Source organism: Haloferax profundi (genome assembly GCF_001469865.1).
GTDB classification, from domain to species: Archaea; Halobacteriota; Halobacteria; order Halobacteriales; family Haloferacaceae; genus Haloferax; species Haloferax profundi.
Map to the genome: position 1 here is coordinate 1 of NZ_LOPV01000365.1, position 729 is coordinate 729.

The window sequence follows — 729 nt, forward strand, 5'->3', positions numbered from 1 at the left end:
TCAATGCCGATATCGTCTCCGATTGAAGGGTGATCTTGTGTTTGAGCGGCGTTTAGACCCGCACACAGCCAATCCATCAAGTTTAGTGAAGAATCGTCATTCCATGAATCGTTCAATATCGTTGAACAGGATTGAGTGCGAGATGCCGAGTTTGAGCCGTCGTCATCGCATATAATTACAATACTATACGTGTAATTCTATACGACTGCAGATTATTAAGAAGATCAGACATTATGATAGCACATTGTAATGAGCAGTAGAATATGGAGTACCCGGCGGCAAAGTATTACAGAACTACGAATGTAATTTCTAGCCCTACCAGTACATAGATCTGTTCCTGATGAGTCGAAATCTACGGTGGTGACATTATATGCCACTCTCAGAGTAGGTCAGCTTCAGTTCGATTTCGTTTGCTACACCTTTGATGAGCTTCGGAACTTCGTCTTCGAACCGTTCACCAACGAATCGGTTTGCGGGACCGGCTAAACTGATTGACCCGGCTACAGAGTCCTCGAGCATGATTGGAGCAGCGACCGCACGCATCCCCTTAACAGACTCTTCTATGGCATTCGCATATCCTTGATCCCGTATCTGTGAAAGCTCTTCGAACAGTTCCTCACGTTCTGTGATCGTGTTTTCTGTCCGTGGTTCGAGACCTCGCTCGTCGATGATTTCGAGAACCCGTTCCTCAGGCAGAAACGCCAAAATGGCCTTCCCGCTCGCGGTACA

1 protein-coding gene is annotated in these 729 nt (G+C 46.8%); it reads right to left on the reverse strand.

Annotated elements, in window-relative coordinates:
* Window positions 1-366: 366 nt before the first annotated feature.
* The coding region (locus tag AUR66_RS13165; RefSeq protein WP_197409784.1) for an IclR family transcriptional regulator at window positions 367-729 on the reverse strand (363 nt) is incomplete at its 5' end.